At 68.6% G+C, this 21114-nt stretch carries 29 protein-coding genes and 1 tRNA gene; 10 read left to right on the top strand and 20 right to left on the bottom strand.

Annotated features, from left to right (window positions below):
* Positions 1-108: 108 nt before the first annotated feature.
* From RX333_RS01220 to RX333_RS01205, 4 genes are all read right to left on the bottom strand, one after another.
* Positions 109-618 (bottom strand): MarR family winged helix-turn-helix transcriptional regulator, encoded by a 510-nt coding sequence (locus RX333_RS01220; RefSeq protein ID WP_316013082.1) that lies wholly within the window; start codon positions 616-618, stop codon positions 109-111.
* Between the two features lie 57 nt (positions 619-675).
* Positions 676-936: a succinate dehydrogenase assembly factor 2 gene (locus tag RX333_RS01215; RefSeq protein ID WP_316013081.1), complete on the bottom strand. Its 261-nt coding sequence runs from the start codon at positions 934-936 to the stop codon at positions 676-678.
* Positions 933-1853: an ROK family protein gene (locus RX333_RS01210; RefSeq protein WP_316013080.1), complete on the bottom strand. Its 921-nt coding sequence runs from the start codon at positions 1851-1853 to the stop codon at positions 933-935. Before RX333_RS01210 ends, RX333_RS01215 begins: the two co-directional genes overlap by 4 nt.
* Before the next feature lie 73 nt (positions 1854-1926).
* Positions 1927-2310, bottom strand: coding sequence for a helix-turn-helix transcriptional regulator (locus RX333_RS01205; RefSeq protein ID WP_316013079.1), 384 nt, complete (start codon positions 2308-2310; stop codon positions 1927-1929).
* Positions 2311-2477: 167 nt separating this feature from the next.
* Here RX333_RS01205 and RX333_RS01200 point away from each other — a divergent pair, with 167 nt between their 5' ends.
* Both RX333_RS01200 and RX333_RS01195 read left to right on the top strand, forming a co-directional pair.
* On the top strand, positions 2478-3680 hold the full coding sequence (locus RX333_RS01200) for a pyridoxal phosphate-dependent aminotransferase (protein WP_316013078.1): 1203 nt from the start codon (positions 2478-2480) through the stop codon (positions 3678-3680).
* Positions 3677-4069: a hypothetical protein gene (locus RX333_RS01195; RefSeq protein WP_316013077.1), complete on the top strand. Its 393-nt coding sequence runs from the start codon at positions 3677-3679 to the stop codon at positions 4067-4069. The genes RX333_RS01200 and RX333_RS01195 overlap by 4 nt, the downstream gene beginning before the upstream one ends.
* A gap of 46 nt (positions 4070-4115) precedes the next feature.
* Here RX333_RS01195 and ureG read toward each other — a convergent pair whose 3' ends face one another.
* The 11 genes from ureG to RX333_RS01140 all read right to left on the bottom strand — a co-directional run bounded on the left by ureG (position 4116) and on the right by RX333_RS01140 (position 11428).
* A complete protein-coding gene (gene ureG / locus RX333_RS01190) occupies positions 4116-4724 on the bottom strand; it encodes an urease accessory protein UreG (protein WP_316013076.1) in 609 nt (202 codons plus the stop codon).
* A 30-nt stretch (positions 4725-4754) separates the two neighbouring features.
* Positions 4755-5369, bottom strand: coding sequence for an urease accessory protein UreF (locus RX333_RS01185; RefSeq protein ID WP_316013075.1), 615 nt, complete (start codon positions 5367-5369; stop codon positions 4755-4757).
* On the bottom strand, positions 5366-5641 hold the full coding sequence (locus RX333_RS01180) for a YrhK family protein (protein WP_316013074.1): 276 nt from the start codon (positions 5639-5641) through the stop codon (positions 5366-5368). The genes RX333_RS01185 and RX333_RS01180 overlap by 4 nt, the downstream gene beginning before the upstream one ends.
* Before the next feature lies 1 nt (position 5642).
* Positions 5643-6458 carry a DUF559 domain-containing protein gene (locus RX333_RS01175; protein WP_316013073.1) on the bottom strand — a complete coding sequence of 272 codons (816 nt, stop codon included), beginning with the start codon at positions 6456-6458 and terminating at the stop codon, positions 5643-5645.
* A 138-nt stretch (positions 6459-6596) separates the two neighbouring features.
* A complete protein-coding gene (gene ureC / locus RX333_RS01170) occupies positions 6597-8297 on the bottom strand; it encodes an urease subunit alpha (protein WP_316013072.1) in 1701 nt (566 codons plus the stop codon).
* A 10-nt stretch (positions 8298-8307) separates the two neighbouring features.
* Positions 8308-8748, bottom strand: coding sequence for an SRPBCC family protein (locus tag RX333_RS01165; RefSeq protein ID WP_316013071.1), 441 nt, complete (start codon positions 8746-8748; stop codon positions 8308-8310).
* Complete coding sequence (locus RX333_RS01160) at positions 8748-9053, bottom strand: urease subunit beta (RefSeq protein ID WP_316013070.1); 306 nt, start codon at positions 9051-9053, stop codon at positions 8748-8750. The genes RX333_RS01165 and RX333_RS01160 overlap by 1 nt, the downstream gene beginning before the upstream one ends.
* On the bottom strand, positions 9050-9202 hold the full coding sequence (locus tag RX333_RS01155) for a peptidase M23 (protein ID WP_316013069.1): 153 nt from the start codon (positions 9200-9202) through the stop codon (positions 9050-9052). Before RX333_RS01155 ends, RX333_RS01160 begins: the two co-directional genes overlap by 4 nt.
* A 33-nt stretch (positions 9203-9235) precedes the next feature.
* Positions 9236-9538 carry an urease subunit gamma gene (locus RX333_RS01150; RefSeq protein WP_316013068.1) on the bottom strand — a complete coding sequence of 101 codons (303 nt, stop codon included), beginning with the start codon at positions 9536-9538 and terminating at the stop codon, positions 9236-9238.
* Between the two features lie 9 nt (positions 9539-9547).
* Complete coding sequence (locus tag RX333_RS01145; RefSeq protein WP_316013067.1) at positions 9548-10306, bottom strand: urease accessory protein UreD; 759 nt, start codon at positions 10304-10306, stop codon at positions 9548-9550.
* 105 nt (positions 10307-10411) lie between these two features.
* Positions 10412-11428, bottom strand: coding sequence for a helix-turn-helix domain-containing protein (locus RX333_RS01140; RefSeq protein WP_316013066.1), 1017 nt, complete (start codon positions 11426-11428; stop codon positions 10412-10414).
* A 240-nt stretch (positions 11429-11668) separates the two neighbouring features.
* On the opposite strand from RX333_RS01140, the gene RX333_RS01135 reads away from it, so the two are divergent.
* Together RX333_RS01135 and RX333_RS01130 are read left to right on the top strand one after the other, a co-directional pair.
* On the top strand, positions 11669-11812 hold the full coding sequence (locus RX333_RS01135) for a hypothetical protein (protein WP_316013065.1): 144 nt from the start codon (positions 11669-11671) through the stop codon (positions 11810-11812).
* 66 nt (positions 11813-11878) lie between these two features.
* Positions 11879-11954 (top strand) — tRNA-Gly (locus RX333_RS01130).
* A 55-nt stretch (positions 11955-12009) separates the two neighbouring features.
* Here the strand turns inward: RX333_RS01130 and RX333_RS01125 are convergent.
* Positions 12010-12720, bottom strand: a complete 711-nt coding sequence (locus tag RX333_RS01125) for an SDR family NAD(P)-dependent oxidoreductase (protein WP_316013064.1) — start codon at positions 12718-12720, stop codon at positions 12010-12012.
* A gap of 97 nt (positions 12721-12817) precedes the next feature.
* Between RX333_RS01125 and RX333_RS01120 the strand changes: the two genes are divergently transcribed.
* Together RX333_RS01120 and RX333_RS01115 are read left to right on the top strand one after the other, a co-directional pair.
* Positions 12818-13771 (top strand): radical SAM protein, encoded by a 954-nt coding sequence (locus tag RX333_RS01120; protein ID WP_316013063.1) that lies wholly within the window; start codon positions 12818-12820, stop codon positions 13769-13771.
* A gap of 282 nt (positions 13772-14053) precedes the next feature.
* The gene (locus tag RX333_RS01115) at positions 14054-14980 is read left to right on the top strand and encodes a DMT family transporter (protein WP_316013062.1); all 927 of its coding nucleotides are present in this window, start codon (positions 14054-14056) and stop codon (positions 14978-14980) included.
* A gap of 13 nt (positions 14981-14993) precedes the next feature.
* Here RX333_RS01115 and aroB read toward each other — a convergent pair whose 3' ends face one another.
* The gene (gene aroB, locus RX333_RS01110) at positions 14994-16115 is read right to left on the bottom strand and encodes a 3-dehydroquinate synthase (RefSeq protein WP_316013061.1); all 1122 of its coding nucleotides are present in this window, start codon (positions 16113-16115) and stop codon (positions 14994-14996) included.
* Positions 16112-16666 carry a shikimate kinase gene (locus RX333_RS01105; RefSeq protein WP_316013060.1) on the bottom strand — a complete coding sequence of 185 codons (555 nt, stop codon included), beginning with the start codon at positions 16664-16666 and terminating at the stop codon, positions 16112-16114. The genes aroB and RX333_RS01105 overlap by 4 nt, the downstream gene beginning before the upstream one ends.
* Positions 16667-16799: 133 nt before the next feature.
* On the opposite strand from RX333_RS01105, the gene RX333_RS01100 reads away from it, so the two are divergent.
* The 4 genes from RX333_RS01100 (at position 16800) to RX333_RS01085 (ending at position 20035) form a co-directional block, all read left to right on the top strand.
* Positions 16800-16937 carry a hypothetical protein gene (locus tag RX333_RS01100; protein WP_316013059.1) on the top strand — a complete coding sequence of 46 codons (138 nt, stop codon included), beginning with the start codon at positions 16800-16802 and terminating at the stop codon, positions 16935-16937.
* A gap of 5 nt (positions 16938-16942) precedes the next feature.
* On the top strand, positions 16943-18370 hold the full coding sequence (locus RX333_RS01095) for a hypothetical protein (RefSeq protein WP_316013058.1): 1428 nt from the start codon (positions 16943-16945) through the stop codon (positions 18368-18370).
* Positions 18363-19295, top strand: a complete 933-nt coding sequence (locus tag RX333_RS01090; protein ID WP_316013057.1) for a tyrosine recombinase — start codon at positions 18363-18365, stop codon at positions 19293-19295. The genes RX333_RS01095 and RX333_RS01090 overlap by 8 nt, the downstream gene beginning before the upstream one ends.
* Before the next feature lie 188 nt (positions 19296-19483).
* A complete protein-coding gene (locus RX333_RS01085; protein ID WP_316013056.1) occupies positions 19484-20035 on the top strand; it encodes a hypothetical protein in 552 nt (183 codons plus the stop codon).
* 90 nt (positions 20036-20125) lie between these two features.
* On the opposite strand, the gene RX333_RS01080 is transcribed toward RX333_RS01085, so the two are convergent.
* Positions 20126-20479, bottom strand: a complete 354-nt coding sequence (locus RX333_RS01080) for a hypothetical protein (protein WP_316013055.1) — start codon at positions 20477-20479, stop codon at positions 20126-20128.
* The gene (locus RX333_RS01075; RefSeq protein ID WP_316013054.1) at positions 20476-21033 is read right to left on the bottom strand and encodes a DUF6151 family protein; all 558 of its coding nucleotides are present in this window, start codon (positions 21031-21033) and stop codon (positions 20476-20478) included. The genes RX333_RS01080 and RX333_RS01075 overlap by 4 nt, the downstream gene beginning before the upstream one ends.
* Between the last annotated feature and the right edge of the window lie 81 nt (positions 21034-21114).

Below are 21114 nucleotides of genomic sequence, written 5' to 3'. Positions count from 1 at the left end.
CAAACTAACCTCTCGAGGGCCGATCCGGCGGCAAGGTGAGCGAATTTTTGCCAATCCGTCATGGCCGGGCCGGACGGGGGCGGGATTTGGCCCGGTCCGCGAAGCGGATCAGTAGATGTAGCGAATCTGCTCGGTCCAGTAGCTTTCGAGCGCACGCAGATCGGCATTGATCTCGGTGATCCGGCCATCGGGCAGCACGTCGCGGCGTGCGATGCCGTTCGCATGGCGCCCGAAGAGGTCGGCGACCACCCTGCGGATCTGCGCCCCCCGCTCGGTCAGGCGCACCCGCACGGCGCGCCGGTCGACCGAGCAACGCTCGTGATGCATATAGCCCGCCTCGACCAGCTTCTTGAGGTTGTAGGAGACGTTGGAGCCCTGATAGTAGCCGCGGCTCTTCAACTCGCCTGCCGTCAGCACGTTGTTGCCGACGTTGAACAGCAGCAGGGCCTGGACGGGGTTGATGTCGATGACGCCCAGCCGCTCGAACTCGTCCTTGATGACGTCGAGCAGCAGGCGGTGCAGGCGTTCCACCATCGAAAGCGTTTCGAGATAGCTGCCCAGGAAACCATCCGGCGCATCGGCGCCGGACGCCTCGGACCGTGTCGGCAAATCCTTCATCACTTCGACCTCCTCGCGCATATGATGCACGCTATCAGTCGAAGAATTGAAGAAAAGTTAACGGAAACTGCGCCCGTCGAGAATGCGCGCGACCATCGGCGCGTGCCGCTCCGGCACCGCGCGCTGGCCGGAGAACCAAGGATAGAGATCCTGGTCATGCTCCTCCAACAACGCCTCGTAGCTGTCGAGCGCCTGCGCATCGAGCGTGGCGAGGTGGGCATCGGCGAAGGGGCCGAGAATCAGGTCCATCTCCTTGATCCCGCGCCGCCAGGACCGCATTCGCAGTCGTTTCAATCGGTTGTCGGTCGTTTCCATCACGTCACCTTGCTGGCGCGGGCGATCCGCGCGGCCCCGCGAACGCCGGAGCTGTCGCCGAACACGGCGCGGCGCACCGTCGCGACGCTATGGGTCGAATAGACATGCGGACGCATCAGCTCGGGCAGTTCCTCCGCCAGTCCCGGCAGGTTCGACACCCCACCGCCAAGGATGATCACGTCCGGGTCGATCACGTTGACGACGCCGGCCAGCGCGCGGGCGAGACGGCGACGATGGCGCTGGATCGCGTTCTCGGCCTGATCCTCGCCGCCCTGCGCCCGTGCGACGATCTCCTGAACGCGGGGGCCGGTGCCGGGCGTCAGACCGCAATCGCGCGCGTAATCCGCCTCCAAGCCCGGACCGGACAGCCATTGCTCGATGCAGCCGCGGCGGCCGCAGAAACATTCGGGTCCGGGATATTCGCTCAGATCACCAATGGGCAGAGGCGAGTGCCCCCACTCCCCCGCCATGCCGGAGGCACCGGCGACCATGCGCCCTTCGACCACCAGCCCACCGCCGACACCCGTGCCGAGGATGGCGCCGAAGACGATACCCGCACCCCGCCCCGCGCCGTCGATCGCCTCGGACAGCACGAAGCAGTTGGCGTCGTTGGCGACGGAGACCTCGCAGCCCATTGCCTGCGACAGATCCTGCGCGAGCGGTTGCCCGATCAGCCAGGTGGAATTGCCGTTGAAGACCCGGCCGTCACCGGCCACAGCGCCCGGAATGCCGATCCCGACCGGCGCCTCGTGCAAGCCGGAAAGTTCGCGAACCTCGGACACCAGCTTCGTGATCGCGGTGATCGAGCCGGGGTAGTCGTGACGGGGGGTGGCGACACGCCGACGGCTCAGCTCCTCGCCATCTTCGGCGATGGCGATCGCCTCGATCTTGGTCCCGCCATAATCCACGCCGATCGGCATCGCCTTCCCCCACGTCTCGAACCGCTTTGACGGCTATATCACGAAGGCGGACGCGCGGCGCAAGACCGAAGGTTCAGGAGAGCCGTTCGCGCAGCCGCTTCTCGATCACGCCCATGCGGTCGATCAGCCGCGCCTGCTCGGTCCGGATGCGGCGCAGTTCGGCCAGCAGGGCCAGCGCGTCGGCGTCGAGCGGTTCGGTCTCCACCCCCGGTCCCTCGCCCTGCCCCGAGATCAGCCATTTCAGCGTGACGCCGAGGATACCCGCCAGCATGCTGAGGCGATTCGCCCGCGGCTCGGCCCGGTCATCCTCCCAGTTCACGATGGTCGCGGGCTTCACGCCGAGGCGTCGCGCCAGCTCGTTCTGCGTCATGCCGAGCGCCTCGCGCGCCGCGGCGAGCCTGTCGCCGAAGGTCGCGATCTCGTCGAAATAGTAGCCGTCGGCCTGCTCTTCGGTCATTCGGGGTCCCTTCCGGTCATCTTGCGGTGATGCTGTGCGCCAACACTAGGTCGGGACCGCCGGATATCCCACCCTTCAATGCGACGGCGCACGGCCCGGATGCGACGGCCCTTGATCGTGGCGCGGCGCTGCGGCACCACGGGGGCGAGCATAGGGAGCCCGTCACAATGTCCATTCTCGCCGACAGCCTCGCCCGCGTGAAACCCTCGCCCACCATCGCCGTCACCACCCGCGCGGCGGAGTTGAAGGCCGAGGGCCGCGATATCATCGGCCTGAGCGCCGGCGAGCCCGATTTCGACACGCCGGAGAACATCCGGGAGGCCGCGAAGGCCGCGATCGACGCAGGCAAGACCCGCTACACCGCGCCCGACGGCATTCCCGAGCTCAAGCGGGCCATCTGCGACAAGTTCGCGCGCGACAACGGCCTCACCTACAGCCCCGCGCAGGTGAGCGTCGGAACGGGCGGCAAGCAGACGCTCTACAACGCGCTGATGGCGACGCTGAACCCCGGAGACGAGGTCATCGTCCCCGCGCCCTACTGGGTCAGCTATCCCGACATGGTCCTGCTGGCGGGCGGCACGCCGGTCATCGTCGAAGGCGCGCCCGAGCAGGGCTACCGGATCACGCCCGAACAGCTCGACGCCGCGATCACACCGAACACCAAGTGGTTCATCTTCAACTCCCCCTCCAACCCCTCGGGTGCCGGCTACTCGCGCGCGCAGCTGAAGGGCCTGACCGACGTGCTGTCGCGTCACGACCACGTCTGGACCATGTCCGACGACATGTACGAGCACATCGCCTTCGACGGGTTCGAGTTCTGCACACCGGCGCAAGTCGAGCCGCGCCTCTACGACCGGACGCTCACCTGCAACGGCGTGTCCAAGGCCTATGCCATGACCGGCTGGCGCATCGGCTATGCCGCGGGACCCGAGCCGCTGATCGCCGCCATGCGCAAGGTGCAGAGCCAGTCGACCTCCAACCCCTGCTCGGTCAGCCAGTGGGCCGCGGTCGAGGCATTGAACGGCCCGCAGGACTACATCGCGGAGAGCCGCGCCGCATTCCAGCGCCGCCGCGACCTGGTGGTGGAAATGCTGAACGCCTGTGACGGCATCACCTGCCCGGTGCCGGACGGCGCCTTCTACGTCTACCCCACGATCCACGGTTGCATCGGAAAGCGAAGCCCGTCGGGCAAGATCTTGGAAACGGACGAGGATTTCGCAAGCGAACTGCTCGATTCCGAAGGGGTCGCTGTCGTGTTCGGCGCGGCCTTCGGCCTCTCCCCCGCCTTCCGCGTCAGCTACGCCGCCGCCGACGATACCCTGCGCGAGGCCTGCACACGGATCGCCCGCTTCTGCGAGAGCCTTACATGACCGTCCCCGCGTTGCATTTCCGCCCGCGCGACAACGGCGCGATGGTGTTCCGGGTCGAGACGGAAAACCGCCAGCAGCGCCTCGAACTTCGCCAGCTCGCGACGCTCAACATCCGCTCGGGCGAGATCAAGCCGCAAGGCCAGCAGCAGCCAAGCGAGGACGAACTCGCCGCCATGCGCGACTGGATCGAGACCCGGCGCGCGCAACTCGCCGCGCGCGACGAGGACGAGATGGCGCGCCTCGTCGACGCGCTCGGGGCCGCGGCGCAATGGATGCAGGCCCGCGCTTCGGACGAGCAGGTCGCCACCCATGCCGATCCCTTGCTGATGGCCATGCACGACCTGCGCGCGATGATCCTGCGCCGCCAGATCGACGCGGCGGGCGACTGAGCCTTCGGATTCGCGCGAAATATTCCCGTCGGAGGCGCCGGGTTCTCTAAAGCCCCCCGACCCGCTCGATGAAGCGCACGATCTCGTCCACGCCGTCGCCCGCCTTGACGTTGGTGAAGACGGTGGGCCGCGCGCCGCGCTGCGCCTTGGCGTCGCGCTCCATCACTTCCAGCGACGCGCCGACATGGGGGGCGAGGTCGATCTTGTTGATGACCAGCAAGTCCGCCCGCGTGATCCCCGGCCCGCCCTTGCGCGGCACCTTGTCGCCGCCGCACACGTCGATGACGTAGAGCGTGATGTCCGCGAGCTCCGGCGAGAAGGTAGCCGAGAGGTTGTCGCCCCCGCTCTCGATCAGCACCAGTTCGAGGTCGGGAAACTTCTCGACCATCGCATCGATGGCGTTGAGGTTGATCGAGCAATCCTCGCGGATCGCGGTATGCGGGCAGCCGCCCGTCTCCACCCCCATGATCCGCTCCAGCGGCAGGGCCTGCGCGCGCATCAGGAACTCCGCATCCTCGCGCGTGTAGATGTCGTTTGTGATGGCCGCGACCGAATAGCGCTGCGCCATCGCCTTGCAAAGCTGCTCCATCAGGGCGGTCTTGCCCGCGCCCACGGGGCCGCCAAGGCCGACGCGGAGGGGTCCATTACAGCTCATGTGAGTCTCCGTTCCATTTTTCCGGTCCGTTCAGGACCGGAACATCCTCGAATATTGCGTTTCGTGGTGCAGCGAAGCCATGTCCGCGCGGATCGTGCAGGTGCCGACCTCGTCGAGGCTCGCCGCCAGCGCGGCGCTCGCGATCTCGGCGCAGAGCGGATGAAGGGCGCTCGCCACCGCCTGACCGTCGGTCTGGCCCAGCGGCACCGCCCGTATGGCGGCGCTGACGAGGTTGGCGACCATCGCCTGCAGGTAGAGGGTCAGGGCGAGGTCGCCTGCGATCCCCTCCCGCGCGGCGGCGCGGGCGAAGACGATCGGATAGGCCGCGGGCTCCAGCCCCACGGCGCGGGCGAAACTGGTGCCCTGGTCCATCGTCTCGGCATGCCGCTCCCGCGACGGGGCGAGTGCTGCGGCAAGCTCCGCCGCCGTGCACCAGTCCTCGGGCTTGCGCAGCACGGCGGCCGCCAGCACCGCATCCGACCGGCCACCGCCGTGGCGCAGCACGCCCTCCAGCCAGGCCTGCAACTGCAGGGCAGTCCCGACCTCCCCGTCGTCGATCAGCCGGTCGAGCCCGTGCGACCAGGCGAACGCGCCGGTCGGAAAGCCGGGGCTGAGCCACTGATGCAGAAGCTGCACTTCCCTCATTCGCGCGCCGCCAACCGGTCGATGCGGCCCATCCGCAGCATGTGCACCTCGCGCGCCAGCCGCAGCGTGGGCTTCACCGCGAAGAGGATCGAGCCTATCAGGAACAGCCAGGTGCCGGGCCTCTGCCAGGCGTCGGAGAAGAACATGACCGAGCCGATGATGAAGCACAGAGCCGCGCCGAAATCGACGCAGGTATGCGCGATCTCGTAGGCGGCGTAGACCCGCGCGTGATCGGGCGAGCGGTCACGGTTGCCGGGGTGGAACAGGCCCATCTCAATGCTCGTGACTATGCGTCCGCCCCTGCCCGTAGGCCCCGCCCTCGGGCGTGAACGGCCCGTCGCGGAAGGTCACGGCGCAGCCCAGATGCTCGAGCATATGCGCGATCACCTTGTCCGCGCGCAGCACCAGCCGGTCGGACAGGATCTGGCAGGTCAGGTGCCGGTTGCCGACATGCCAGGCGACGCGCGGCAGGTTGGCGGGATCGTCCGGCACCGCCTCCATCAACGGCTCGTCCGCCGCCTCGATGCGGATCAGCCGCCCGTCGTCGAGCACCAGGCTGTCGCCGGGCCGCATGTCCGTCGCCTCCTTCAGATCCAGCAGGAAGGAGAGTCCGTTATCGGAACACATCGACATCCGCCGCCGGTAGCGATCGTCATAGGCGAGCGTCAGCGTATCGGCGGGGGTGTCGTGGGAATGGGTGAGGTGGGTGGCGCGCAGCGGGCCGGTTGCGGCTTGCGTCCCCTCTCCCGACTGCGGGGGAGGGACAGGGAGGGGGCGGTCGGTCTCGCTCATGATCGTCTCCATCACGCCGTCGACGTTGTCGAGGACTTGGTTGTTCCAGAACCGCAGGACGCGCAAGCCTTGAGCGAAGAGAAACGCAGACTTGCTCGCATCAGCTGCCGCATCGTGTTGCCCGCCATCCACCTCCACCACGAGTGCTGTCTGCTTGCACAGAAAATCGACGACGAAAGGGCCGATGGGCACCTGCCTGCGCCATTTCAATCCCGTCTGTCCCGCGCGCAGGCGGGACCAGAGCAGTTTTTCAGCTTCCGTCATGTTTCGGCGCAAGTCACGCGCGCGGGCGGTCATGTGTTTCGACGCCCCCACCCTAACCCTCCCCCGCACGCGGGAGAGGGAACGCGCGTCGCTTCCATCTGCGTGCAGACATCGGCCGATATCGCCCCCTCTCCCGCTTGCGGGAGAGGGTCGGGGTGAGGGCGCTTGCAATCAAAACATGAAATACCGCTGCGCCATCGGCAGTACCTCCGCCGGTTCGCAAGTCAGCAACTCGCCATCCGCGCGGACCTCGTAGGTCTCTGGGTTCACCTCGATCTCGGGGCAGTAATCATTGAGCACCATCGAGCGTTTGCCGATGCCGCCGCGCACGTTCTCGACCGCCACGGTCTGCTTGCCGAGGCCGAGCGCGGAGACGTCAGCGGCACCGCTCACGAAGTGGACCGAGGAGGCTTTCTGCGTCCCGCCGAACGATCCGAACATCGGCCGCGTATAGACCGGCTGCGGCGTCGGGATGCTCGCGTTCGGGTCGCCCATCTGCGCGACCGCGATGGAGCCGCCGACCAGCACCATCTCGGGCTTCACGCCGAAGAAGGCGGGGCTCCACAGCGCGAGATCCGCGCGCTTGCCGACCTCGACCGAGCCGATATGCCCGCTCACCCCATGCGCGATCGCCGGGTTGATCGTGTATTTCGCGATGTAGCGGCGCACGCGCAGGTTGTCGTTGTCGCCCGTCTCCTCCGCCAGCCGTCCGCGCTGCTTCTTCATCTTGTCCGCCGTCTGCCAGGTGCGGATCAGCACCTCGCCCACCCGGCCCATCGCCTGGCTGTCGGACGCAATGATCGAAAACGCGCCCATGTCGTGCAGGATATCCTCGGCCGCGATGGTCTCTCGCCGGATGCGGCTCTCGGCGAAGGCGACATCCTCGGGGATCGACTTGTCGAGGTGGTGGCAGACCATCAGCATGTCGAGATGCTCTTCGAGCGTGTTGACCGTGTAGGGCCGCGTCGGGTTGGTCGAGGACGGGATGACATGGTCGAGACCGCAGACCTTGATGATGTCGGGCGCGTGCCCGCCGCCGGCCCCTTCGGTGTGGAAGGCATGGATCGTCCGGCCCTTCATGGCGGCGACGGTATTTTCGACGAAGCCGCTCTCGTTGAGCGTGTCGGTGTGGATCATCACCTGCACGTCCATGTCGTCCGCCACGCTCAGGCAGGTGTCGATGGCCTGCGGGGTGGTGCCCCAGTCCTCGTGCAGCTTCATCGCGCAGGCCCCGGCCTTGACCATCTCGACCAATGCGTCTGGGCGGGAGGCATTGCCCTTGCAGCTCAGCCCGAAATTCATCGGGAAGGCGTCGAGCGATTGCAGCATCCGCCCGATATGCCAGGGTCCCGGGGTGCAGGTCGTGGCGAGCGTGCCGTGCGCAGGACCGGTGCCGCCGCCGAGCATGGTGGTCACACCCGAATGCAACGCATCCTCGATCTGCTGCGGGCAGATGAAGTGGATATGCGCGTCCATCGCGCCGGCGGTCAGGATGCGCCCCTCGCCTGCGATGATCTCGGTCCCCGGACCGATGACGATGTCGACGCCCGATTGCGTGTCGGGATTGCCCGCCTTGCCGATGGCCGAGATGCGGCCGTCGCGCAGCGCCACGTCGGCCTTGTAGATGCCGGTATGGTCCACGATCAGCGCGTTGGTGATGACCGTGTCGGCGGAGCCTTCGGCCCGGGTGGCCTGGCTCTGCCCCATGCCGTCGCGGATGACCTTGCCGCCGCCGAACTTCACCTCCTCGCCATAGGTGGTGAGGTCCCGCTCGACCTCGATGATCAGGTCCGTATCGGCCAGTCGCACCCGGTCGCCGGTGGTGGGGCCGTACATGTCCGCATAGGCGGCGCGGGAGATGGTCGCTGGCATGGTGTCTTCCTCAGGTCAGGCCGAGCAGGCGGCGGCGGGCGATGTCGCGGCGGCGGTACATGCGACGGGCGGCGAGCGTGGTGGGCCAGGTCATCGCGCCCGCATCGATCTCGACATGGTCGGTCTGGCGGCAGCCCTCGCCCTCCGGCACCACGGTCAGGGTGTGGCGCCAGCTCTTGACGCCTGCCCCGGATTCGAGGCTGACGAAGCGGCGGGCGGCGTCGTCGACCTCCAGCATCTCGACCCTGTAGGGCTGCCAGGGCAGGAGTCCGAAAGGCGAGACCTCGAACTCGATCACATCTCCTTCGGTCAGCCCCGCCGTGTCCGGCAATCCGCGATACTTGACCGAACCTGCGCTCATCTGGATCAGCGCGTCGAAATCCTTGGCGAGCGCCCAGACGGCATCCGCGCTGGCGTCATATTGGTGTTCGATATGGACGATGCCCGCCATCACAAATCCCCCATCACCTTGCCATTGAAGCCGATGACGCGCCGCGCCCCGCCGAAAGGAATCAGTCGCACGTCGCGGCTCTGCCCCGGCTCGAAGCGGACGGCGGTGCCAGCCGCGATGTCGAGCCGTTGGCCACGCGCCGCATCCCGATCGAAGTCGAGCGCCGGGTTGGTCTCGGCGAAATGATAGTGGCTGCCCACCTGTACCGGCCGGTCGCCGGTATTGGCCACAGTCAGCACCGTCACCTCGGCACCCGCGTTCAGCTCGATCTCGCCCGAGGCGGGCATGACCTCGCCGGGGATCATCGCCGCGCCCACAGGTAGAGCGCCCCGAGCGCCAGCACCGCCAGCGCGCCGAGCGCGAAGCCCTCGTAGCCATGCGGATGCAGGTGCGCGCCGTCATGTGCAAGTGCCGCACCCGGAACGATTGCTGCGAGGATTGCCAGTTTCTTCATGGCCTTGGCCTTTCATCTTCCAGTAAAATACGCCTAGCGGATCGGGTGATGCACCGTGACGAGCTTGGTTCCATCGGGAAACGTCGCCTCGACCTGCACGTCGTGGATCATCTCGGGCACGCCCTCCATGCACATCTCGCGCGTCACCACGCCCGCGCCCGCCTGCATCAGGTCGGCGACCGAGCGTCCGTCGCGCGCGCCTTCCACAACGAAATCGGTGATCAGCGCGATCGCCTCGGGATGGTTGAGCTTCACCCCCCGCTCCAGCCGCCCGCGCGCGACCATCGCGGCAAGGCTGATCAGAAGCTTGTCCTTCTCTCTCGGCGTCAGGTTCATCGCGTCCCCTTACATCGTCCAGACCCGCGGCAGCGCATGGCCGCGCAGCCGCGTCAGAATTTCCATCAAGGCGGCCTTCAGCGGGCGGTGATCGCCCGCATGCAGCCGCAGCACCAATTGCCCATTCCAGGCGGAACTGCCGACGGTCACGCCCTCGGGCGCGAGGCGGCGCATCTCCTCCAACCGGTCCATCGCGCCGGGCGCGGACAGGATGATCGTGGCGAAGGCGCGGATGCCGCCGAGCGTGGCCGACCCGTCGAGCGCGCCCGACAGGGGCCCGCTCAACCGCAGCGCCTCGGCCTGCACCAGCTTTCCGTCCCGGCGAATGCGCCAGCTATCGGTGAAATGCGCGGCCCGCAGCCGCTCTCCCATCGCGGCGCGGCCCAGCACGATGGCCTCTGCCCCGAGGAACGTCGCGTCGCCCGCGAGCTCGACCTCGATACGGCGGTCCACCGCGCAGCCGTCGAAGAGGATCGTCTCCATCGGCACCCAGTCGAGCCGCGCGCCCTCCGCCACCTCCAGCCGGGTCAGGATCGTGCCCCGCCCGCCGCTCGCGCGGTAGAGCCGTTCGGCCGCCTGCGTGGTCCCGGTGACATGCCCCGCCTTCGTGCCCAGCCGCCATTCGAACCGGTCGCCGCCCGTCACGCCGCCGCTGGTGTTGACGAAGACCACTTCCGGCCCGACGCCATAGGAGCGCGGCAGCATGACCTTGCCCGACCCCTGCTGGCGCAGATCGGTCAGGAAACCGTCGGACCCGTAACGCGCCATCGCATGTCCGCGCGCCCTCTGGTGCGCGGGTTGCAAGTCGGAGCTGTCCTCTATCGCGTGCTGCATTGCGAAAGCCTATGACGCAGATGCGGCATCGCGCAACGCCTATTGCGCCGCGATCTCGCCAAGCACGGCGGTGCGATAGGCGGTTGGGCTCTGCCCCACCCGTTCGCGGAACGCGCGGTTGAACGGCGCCAGCGAGTTGTAGCCTAGCGCGAAGGCATGGCTGACGATCTGCGCGCGCGCCTGCGCGGGATCGGCCAGCCGCCGCTTCGCCTCCTCAATCCGGTGGTCGTTGAGGAAGGCGGCGAAGTTCCGGTAGCCCAGGCCCTGGTTGATCAGTCGCCGCAGCCGGTGCTCCGGTATGTCGAGCCGAGCCGCGAGCGCCCCGATGGTCAGGCCCGGCTCGAAGCAGATCCCGCCCTCCACTGCCGCGCGCAGGCGCTGCATCTCGATCAGGTCGGCGGGCGGGACGGTGCGCGGCGCGACATGCTCCTCGGGCGCGGGGCTGTGGATCAGATCGTCATCCATCCGCAGCATCCACGTCCCGAAGAAGACGGCGAGCCCGGTGATCTTCAGCGTGTCGAGCAGATAGACCAGTGCCGCCCCCGGCGGCGTCAGCCATCCCGTGACGATCGAGCTGATGATCATCAGCGGCACGACGACGGCCAATGCCATGCGGAACCGGCGCCGGATGTCCACGAGGTCCCCCTCCCGGTCGCGCAGTGCCAGCGACATCACATGGACCATCAGCGCCATCGTGATGAGCCCGCAGCAGATTTCCGAGATCGGCGACAGCAGGCTCGTCACGATGGCCACCCCCGGCAGTAGGTGCACGGGCCGCATCTCGAACCCTTCGTCGAACATCGCCATGACCAGGATCCAGAACGCCACGCTGTCGAGCCGTCCGAGCACCATCAACGCGGACCAGCCCGGTATCAACGTGGCGAAGGCGGGATTGTGGCCCGCGATCGCATGCATCGCCCCCAGGATACAGAACGCGAAGCCCGCGATCTCCATGCAGCGGCTGCGGCCCATGCGCACGAATTGAAGCCCGAGCAGCAGCAGGATACCCGCCCCGATGCCGCGCAGGATCAGCTCCAGAATAACCGCCTCGTCCATCGTCCCGCTCTCCCGCGCCGGCATGCATGCGGGACGGCCCGCGTCCCGTTCCCCAAATGGGAAATCCGGCGCGCCGCGTCCAGACGGTCCATGCCCCGACACGACGCGAAAACCGATCCATTTCGAAAAAGACCGCTCGTTTCCGAACGGATCGCCGCGCGTTTCGATCCTGCATGGCACCGAACGGGCCCGGTCTCGATATCCGGCTCATCGCAACCGATCTCTCGAAAGGAGACCCCGATGACCCGCCTTCTCGCCGCCTTCGCCCTCGTCCTCACCGCCGCCGCGTGCACGGGTACCGACCGCATGGCCTTCGCCGCCGACGACACGCCCGCCAACGTCCGCACGATCAGCCCCGCGATCGTCTCGCCGAGCCATTATTGAGCGCCACCCGTCACGGGCCCGCTTGACGATGGCGGGCCCCTGGCGTAGCTCTGCCCCTACTGGAACGCGGGTGTAGCTCAGTTGGTAGAGCATCAGCTTCCCAAGCTGAGGGTCGCCGGTTCGAGCCCGGTCGCCCGCTCCAGTCCTTTCACTTCCTCTCAATATCCCCGCCGGAGGCTCCCGTCCCCGGCCACCCGTCACATCCGGTGCCAGAGGCTCTCGGGCACCCGCTCCATCGCCCAGGCGACGAGACGCCAGCGGCGTGTGACGACGACCCGGCTGCGCCGGGCCTTCACCCCCGCCATGATCTGCCGCACCGCCTTGTCGACCGGCTGCAGCCAGAACACCTTGCCCTGCACGATGGCCGTGTCGACGAAACCCGGCTGCACATCCGTCACCGCGATGTCGAGCCCGCGCCGCGCCGCCCATTTGCGCAGCCCCTCGGCGTAGCGTGCCTGGTAGGCCTTCGACGCGTTGTAGGCCGGGGCCGCCCGGTCGCCGCGCCGCGAGGCGATGGACGAAATGATGACGAGGTGCCCCTGCCCTTGCCCGGCGAAATACCGCATCGCGGCCAGCGCCATATGCGTGAAGCCCGTGACGTTGACGTCCAGCGTCTCCAGCTCCGGCCCCGTCTCCAGATCCTTGTTGAACTTGCCGATGCCCGAGGACAGCACGATCATGTCCGCGCCGCCCATGCGCTCGATGAGCGTCGCAAGGGTCGCCTCCGCCGACAGCGGATCGGTCACGTCCATGGCCGCCGTCTCCACCTTGCCCGGATGCGCCCCGGCAAGCGCGTCGAGCCGGTCCACCCGGCGCCCCGTCACGCCGACTTGCCAGCCTTCGTCCAGCATCTGCCGCGCCATCTCCTCGCCGATGCCGCTGGTCGCTCCGATGATGATCGCGCGCATGTGCCGTCCCTCCCCAAGGTTTCGTGAAGTGAAACTGTCTGGCATCGCACGAGCGCGCAAGCTAGGTCTGGTCCGACCGCACGTCAGGAGGCCCGCCTTGAACACCCATGTCGCCGATCCGCGCCCGCTCGCGAAGTTCTCCGATCCGGACATCACCGCGAAGGGAGAGACGCGCGCCTCGGTGCCGTTGATGAAGGCGGAGACGCTTTGGTTCAACACGGGCACGCTGTGCAACATCGAATGCGTGAACTGCTACATCGAGTCGAGCCCCACCAACGACCGGCTGGAATACATCACCGCCGACGAGGTGAGCGACTATCTCGACCAGATCGCCGCGCGTGGCTGGCCGGTGCGCGAGATCGGCTTCACCGGGGGCGAGCCCTTCATGAACCCGCAGATGATCGAGATGACGCGCCGCTGCCTCGATGCGGGCTTCGAGGTTCTGATCCTGACGAACGCGATGCGCCCGATGATGCGGCCCAAGATGAAGGACGGCCTGCGCGCGTTACGCGACGCCTATCCGGGCAAGCTGACGCTGCGCATCTCGCTCGACCACTTCCTTGCCGAGAAGCATGACGAAGAACGCGGTCGCGGATCGTGGGAGATCACGCTGAAGGGGATGCGCTGGCTGCGCGACGAAGGCTTCGCGATGGCCGTCGCGGGCCGCACGCTCTGGGGCGACAGCGATGCCGAGAGCCGCGCGGGCTACGCCGCACTGTTCGAGGCGGAGGGCTTCGACATCGACGCCACCAACCCGGCGGTCACGGTGCTGTTCCCCGAAATGGACGAGACCGTCGAGGTGCCCGAGATCACCACCGCCTGCTGGGGCATCCTCGGCAAATCCCCGCGCGAGGTCATGTGTTCCTCGTCGCGCATGGTGGTGAAGCGCAAGGGCGCCGACAGCCCCGCCGTGCTCGCCTGCACCCTGCTGCCCTACAGCCCGGAATTCGAGATGGGCACGACGCTGGAGGCGGCGGAGGCTCCTGTGAAGCTCAACCACCCCCACTGTGCCAAGTTCTGCGTGCTGGGCGGCGCCAGCTGCTCGGGCTGACGCGCGCCTCATCGATCGCGAAACGCGCAGGCTGAGGCCCTCACGGGGTTTCCCCCCGCATCGCTGCGGATGGGAGGACTGGAAACGAGGACTTCCGGGGCCGAGACGCATCCCAGTAAATTCGGGCGGTAAGCCGAACGCGCGGACTTTTCAATCGCCGCGATCCTTGGACGGGCCGCGAGCAATATGCCGGCCCCGTCGGCAAGCCGGTCCCGATCAATGACGGGCCGGTCCCGCATTTCGGCCCTTTCCATCCCGCCACCCGCCTGCGACGCTGCGCGCATGCCCGGACAGCCGACATCTCCCGCCACGCTTCCCCCGTCCGTCAGACCTGCCCATGACCGGCTGCTGGCTTGGGGGGCGGTCGCGATCACTCTGGTGATCTGGGCGAGCTTCCTCGTCGTCACGCGCGCCGCCGCGCGGGCGGAGCTGAGCCCCGCCGATGTGGGCCTGTTGCGCTTCGCGCCCGCGGCGCTGCTTTTCGCGCCGGTCTGGCTGCGTCGCTCGCCGCTGCCGCCCGGTGCGCGCCCGGTCGAGATCGTGACCATCGCCCTGACCGGCGGCTTCGCCTTCGTCGGGCTGCTCAGCTGGGGGCTGCAATATGCCCCGGTCGCCGATAGCGGCGTCTTCGCGCCCTCGATGCTGCCGCTCTACGTCGCCCTCCTCTCCTTCCTGCTGCTGGGGGAGCGGTTCGGCCCCCTGCGGCTCGCGGGCTTCGCGCTGATCCTCGCGGGGGCCGTCGGCATCGGCGGGTGGGAGGCACTGTCGGGCGCCGCGTCCGGGACCTGGCGCGGGCATCTGCTGATCTCGGTCGCCGCGTTCCTCTGGGCCTGCTACACGGTCGCCTACCGCCGCTCCTCCATCGCGCCGGTCGATGCGGCGGCGATGATCTGCTTCTGGTCGGCGCTGGGTTTCATCGCCCTCGCCTTCGTCGTGCCGCTGCGCCTCCCGCAGGCGGCCCTTTCGGTGATCGCGCTGCAGATCGTCATGCAGGGCGTCCTGTCGGGCTTCGTCTCGACCATCACCTACGGATATGCCCTCAGCCGCATCGCACCCAGCAAGGTCGCCGCCTGCGCGGCCCTCGTCCCGGTCATGGCGGCGCTGGGCGGATGGGTATTCCTGGGCGAGCCGATCGGACTGGTGAAGTCCCTCGGCATCGCCGTCGTGGCGCTGGGCGTGCTGCTGGCTTCGGGCGCGATCCGCGACTGAGGACGACGACGGCCTACCGCGCGGCCAGTTCCTCGGACAGCAGCGCGCGGACCGCGTCCATGTCCACGCCCCGCGCGACGAAGGCCTCGCCGATTCCGCGCGCGAGGATGAAGGCGATGCGCCCGTCCGTGACCTTCTTGTCCTGCCCCATCAGCGCGATCAGCCCGTCGGCGTCCGGCAGATCGCCGGGAATGTCGGCCAGCGTCGTGCGCAGCCCCATCTCGCGGCAATGGGCGGCGACACGCCCCGGCAGCTCCTGCCCGCACAAGCCAAGCCGTGCCGACAGCTGGAACGCGAGCACGCAGCCGATCGCCACGCCCTCGCCATGCAGCAGACGGTCGGAATAGCCCGTCGCCGCCTCCAGCGCATGTCCGAAGGTGTGGCCGAGATTGAGCAGGGCGCGGTCGCCGCGCTCGGTCTCGTCGCGGGCCACGATCTCCGCCTTCATCTCGCAGGACCGGCGCACGGCGCGCGCGCGGGCCGCGACATCGCCTGCCGCCATCGCGGGCGCGGCACCTTCGAGCCAGTGGAAGAAGGCCGCGTCGCCGAGCAGTCCGTACTTCAACACCTCCCCGTAACCGGCGAGGAAATCACGCGCTTCCAGCGCGTCGAGCAGGTCCATGTCGGCCAGAACCAGCCGCGGCTGGTGAAAGGCCCCGATCAGGTTCTTGCCCTGCGGCGAGTTGATCCCGGTCTTGCCGCCGACCGCGCTGTCGACCTGGGCGAGCAAGGTGGTGGGCACCTGCACGAAGCCCACTCCGCGTCGCAGGATCGCGGCGGCGAAGCCGACCAGGTCCCCGATCACCCCGCCACCGAAGGCTACGACCAGATCGTCGCGTTCGACCTTCCGGGCGATCAGCCATTCGACCACCTCGCCCAGCGTCTGCCAGTTCTTCGTCGCCTCCCCCGGCGGCAGGATAAGCGCCTCGACCTCGAATCCCGCCGTCTCCAGCCCCGCGCGCAACGCCGCGAGATGCAGGGCCGCCACGCGTTCTTCCGTGACGACCGCCAGCCTGCGCCGGTCGGACAGGGCCGCGATGCGGCTGCCCGCCTCCGCCAGCAGGCCCGATCCGATGACGATCTCGTAGCTGCGGGCGCCGAGCCCCACTTCGACGGTTTCGCGAACAGCGCTCATCCGTGCGGTTCCCCTTCGCTCAGGGCCGCCAGGATCCGGTCGACCATCGTTTCCTGCCCGACCCCGCTCTCGGATCGAACCTGTCTGTCGGCCTTGGCATAGACCGGGTAGCGCGCGGCGGCGAGATCGGTCAGCACGGCGCGCGTGTCGCGGCCCTCCAGCAGCGGACGCCCCGGCTTGCCGTCGACGCGGGCGACGAGCGTGTCGACCGCCGCCTCCAGCCAGACAGAGATGGCCCCCTTGCCGATCGCCTCGCGGGTCTGCGCATTCATCCACGCGCCCCCGCCCGTGGCGATGACCATCGGCGGGCCGGAAAGCAGCCGCGCGATGACCCGGCGCTCCCCGTCGCGGAAGGCCTCCTCGCCCAGCGTGGCGAAGATGTCGGGGATCGACTGGCCCGCCGCGGCCTCGATCTCGGCATCCGAGTCGACGAAATTCCGCCCCATCCGGGCGGCCAGGCGCTTGCCGACCGAGGTCTTGCCAGCGCCCATCAGGCCGATCAGCACGACCGAGCGGCCCGGTACGGGATCGTTCTGCGCCTTATCGACCATCCTCGCCCCCCGCCGTGCCGGTCCCATGCTGGACCCTCGTGCGCGCTCACGTTAGCATCTGGCAAAAATGGGGGCGCCGGGCAAGACGCGATCACAAGCGACCGGCCAATCGAGCAAGGCATAGGCGTAATTCATGGGCAAGTTTCTGTTCTATCTCTTCATCCTGATCCTGCTGATCCTGGCGGGCTTCGCGGTCTATTCCGTGTTGATGCCGCCCGCGGCTCCCACCGCGCCCGTCGAGGTCGAGATCGACCTTCCCGACGGTCGGTGATCGCGATGCGCGGTGCCCTCCTGACCCTAGCCTTGGGACTGTCGCTCTCGGGTGCGGGCTGGTCGCAGACCGGGATCGAGCGGCAGGACCTGCCGCGCATGGCGGACCAGTCGCTCGGCCTGCTCGCTCCGCGTACCACGCGCCTGCCCGCCGACCTGTGGCGCGGGGCCGAGACCGGAACGCTCGTCGAGGGGATCGAGAAGATCCGTGGCACCGGCACGCCGAGCGCCCGCATCCTGTTCGAGCGGTTGATGCTGGCCGAGGCGCAGGCCCCCGAGGAAGGCTCCGGCGATCTGCTCGCCGCGCGCATCGACGCGCTGCTGCGGCTCGGCAGCCTCGATGCGGCGGAGGCGATGTTGCAGACCGCGCCGACCGATCTGCCCGACCCGGACGTCGCGCGCCTGGCGCTGGACGTGGCGGCGCTGACCAACCGCTCCGGTCCGGCCTGCGCCCGGATCCGCGACAATCCCGAGCTTGCCCCCTCGCTGGCCCACCGGATCTGGTGCGACGCGCGGCACGGCCGCTGGATGGTCGCCATGCTGACGCTGGAGGCCGGCGGCGCGCTCGAGCAGTTCGAGCCGAATCGCTTCGACCACCTGCTGTGGTTCCTCGACAGCGAGATGTTCGAGCCGACGACCGAACTGCCCTTCCCCGAGCCGATGACGACGCTCGACTTCGCCTTGCGCGAAAGCACCGGGCAGGCGCGGCCCGCGGGACCCCTGCCCCTCGCCTGGCTCGACGCGGATCTCAGTGGCACCCGCACTTTGCGCGCCCGGATGGAGGCGGCGGAGGCGCTGACCCGCGGCGGGACCCTGCCGCCATCCGTCCTCTTCGCCGCCTACCGCGCGGGGGAGCCCGCGGCCTCGGGCGGCATCTGGGGCCGGGCGGACGCGGTCCAGTCGCTCGACGCGGCCCTGGTCGGCGGCGATCTCTACGAGGTGGTGGACGCGGTCCACGCCCTGGATGCCGAGCTCGCGCCACTGGGCCTGCGGGCCGCCGCGGCCCGTGAATACGGCGCGCGCCTCGGCGCGATCCCCGTCGGCGAGGCGGACGACCTGATGGCGCGCTGGCTGCTGCTCGACAACCGCTCCGCCGCCGCGCGTGCCTGGATGCCCGATCCGGCACCCATGACCGACCTCGTCGCCCTTGCCATCCAGACCCGTCCGGCGGTTCCGGTGGAGAATCGCCGCTTCATGCGCGACGGCGACTGGCGGGCGCGGGCGATCCACGATGCCTTCATCGACCCCGCCGACGCGCCCTTCGAGGACGGGACCGCAGGCCTCGCCCTGCTCGAGGCCCTGGCCGTGCTCGATGCCGGAACGACGGTCGAGGCGGACGACCTGCGCCGCGCCCTCGTCACCCTGCGCCGCGCGGGGCAGGAACGGCTCGCCCGCGCCATCGCCGTCGAGACGATGTTCCTCGGCGATGTCTGACACGACCGGCACGGCCGAGAGCTGGCTGCGCGCCTTTCTCGACACCATCCGGGCCGAGCAGGACGCCGCGACCAACACGCTCGCCGCCTATACCCGCGACATCCGCCTGTTCATGGATTTCATGGCCCCGCGCGGCCCGGTCGAGACCGCGACCCGCGCCGATATCGAAGCCTTTCTCGCCGGGCTGGAGGCGGAGGGCATGGCGACCGCCACCCGCGCGCGCCGCCTCTCCGCCCTACGTCAGTTCTACCGCTTCGCCTTCGTTGAGGGCTATCGCACCGACGATCCCGCAGCCCTGATCCGGGGGCCCGCGAAAGGCCGCACTCTGCCCGCCACGCTCGACATCGCCGAGGTCGACGCCCTGCTGGACGCCGCCCGCCTGCATGGCCGGACCGAGGCCGACCGCGCGCGCAACACCTGCCTCGTCGAGATGCTCTATGCCACCGGCCTGCGCGTGACCGAGCTCGTCAGCCTGCCCGTCGCCGCCGCACGCGGCCGCCCGCGCATGATCCTGGTGCGCGGCAAGGGCGGACGCGACCGCATGGTTCCCCTTTCGGACGAGGCACATGACGCCCTCACCGAATGGCTGACCCTCCGCGACGCCGCAGAGGAGGCCCGCCCCCGCGGCACGCCGCCCTCCCGATTCCTGTTCCCCTCGCGCGGGAAGTCGGGCCACCTGACCCGCGTCCGCTTCTTCCAGACGCTCAAGGAGATCGCCGCCGCCGCCGGGATCGACCCGGCCCGCGTCAGCCCGCACAAGCTGCGCCACGCCTTCGCCACCCACCTGCTGCAAGGCGGCGCGGACCTGCGCGCCATCCAGATGCTCCTGGGCCATGCCGACATCTCGACCACCGAGATCTACACGCACGTGCTCGACGAACGGCTCCGCGATCTGGTGCTGCAAAAACACCCCTTGGCCGACTGACCTTGCGTCGCGGGGATTGAACGACGTTCATAAATTGATTACCTGTTTTGAACAACGTTCAGGGAGATCGCTCATGCGACGTTTCGCCATTCTCACCACACTGGCAGTTCTGGCTGGATGCAGTACCGCGCAATACAGTTCCGGTCAGGAGTTCCTCGCCCGCAATCCCGTGCCGCCCCCCGTTCACGGTGGAGGGCAACTCCGACGGAGAGCGGATCACCTATGCCGCCGGGGTCGAACCGACGCTGCAACTGCCCGCTCGCATCGGCATCGCCCGCATCGCCAACGGCCGCCTGACCACACCCACCGCAGCCGAAGCTGCGCTGTGGCAGGATCTCGCGGACGATAACCCATCGAAGATCCGCCAAGCCGTCTTCATCAGCCCGCTGCTGGCCGAATTCACCGCATCTTCCGCGCGCGCGGAGGTGCCCGGCGGCAGCGGCGACGTCGTCGAGACCATCCGCCTGGGCTCCGCCCGGCAGCATGTCGACGCGGTCCTCATCTACGAGATCGCGGCCCGATCGGCCCGCGACATCAATGCCCTCTCCGTCTTCGACATCACCATCATCGGCGCGGCCATCCTTCCGTCCCGCAGCGTCGAGGCCGTGGGCACGGCGAATGCCCTGTTGCTCGACACCGTCAGCGGTTACCCCTACGGCACCGCCACGGCCAGCACCGAGCTGAGCGATATCTCGACGGGCTTCGGCACCGGCGCGCGGGCCGAGACGCTGCGCCGCTAGGTTTCGGAACAGGTGGCGGCCGCCCTCATGCCCGAGGTGGAGGAGATGTTCGACCAGCTCGCGGCCCTGATCGCGCGGGCGAACTGAGCGTCACTCGGCCTCAACGAAGGTAAATGTCGGACCCCGCCCCGCGAAGCGGGTGATGCTGATCCCGTCTTCGGTGAAGGCGATCACCTGGCATTCGTAGGGGCGCGGCTCGCCGTCGAAGACACCCTCGCGGCACATCATGCCCCGCTCGTCGTCCCAGACCCACTCCGCATTCAGGATCCGGCCCGCCCAATCGGCCCGCAGCGTGCCGTCCGAGAAGATCTCGACCTGCCCCCCGTCCGCCAGCCACAGCCGGTCGAGCGCATGGGCGCGAAACACCTCCTCCGACGTGATCGGACCGGGCGCCTGGGCGAGGGCTGCGTGCGTCAGGCACATCGTCGCAAGAAGCCACCTCATCCTTGCACCCGCGCCACGGGCCGCCCGTCCGAGCCGAGAAACGGATTGCGCCGATGCGCCCCGCGCCGCCGTGCCTTCCACACGATCAGCATGAACCGGCCCAGGACGGCGGGCCAGCCGCGCCCCAGCCCGACCTGCGGCACGCGCGCCGTCGCCTCGCGCCGGAAGAACTGGCCGATGACCGGGCCGATCGGCTCCTCGGGCACGCCGACCGCACGCCGAAGGAACGCCGCCGTCGGGAAGGCCGCCGAGGGCATCGTGTTGCAGACCGGCGTGTCGCAACATGTCACGTACCAGCGCAGCGGCCCGCGCGGCGTGAAGCGGCGGCAGGCGAGGTTTTCGCCACCCGACAGCACCTCGACCTGATCGGCGGCGATCTGCGCGTAGTCCGTACCCCCGCCCTCCTCCAGCACGTCGTCGCGCCCCAACTCGCGCGCGGCACGCTGGCAGCTCTCGCAATAGCAGATCAGCCGGTTGGTCGTCTCGGGCACCACGTCATGCACCCGCGCGCGGAACGCACCGCAGGTGCAGGCAATCTCGAATTCGGCCGCCATGGGCGCCTCCTCTATCTATCGCGATCTCAAATTATCCCCGCCGGAGGCATCCGTCATCCCTGTAACTTGCCCTCAACATCT

It is taken from the genome of Roseobacter sp. HKCCA0434 (assembly GCF_032464675.1).
GTDB lineage: Bacteria > Pseudomonadota > Alphaproteobacteria > Rhodobacterales > Rhodobacteraceae > Pontivivens.
This window is presented reverse-complemented; position numbering and strand designations above follow the sequence as displayed.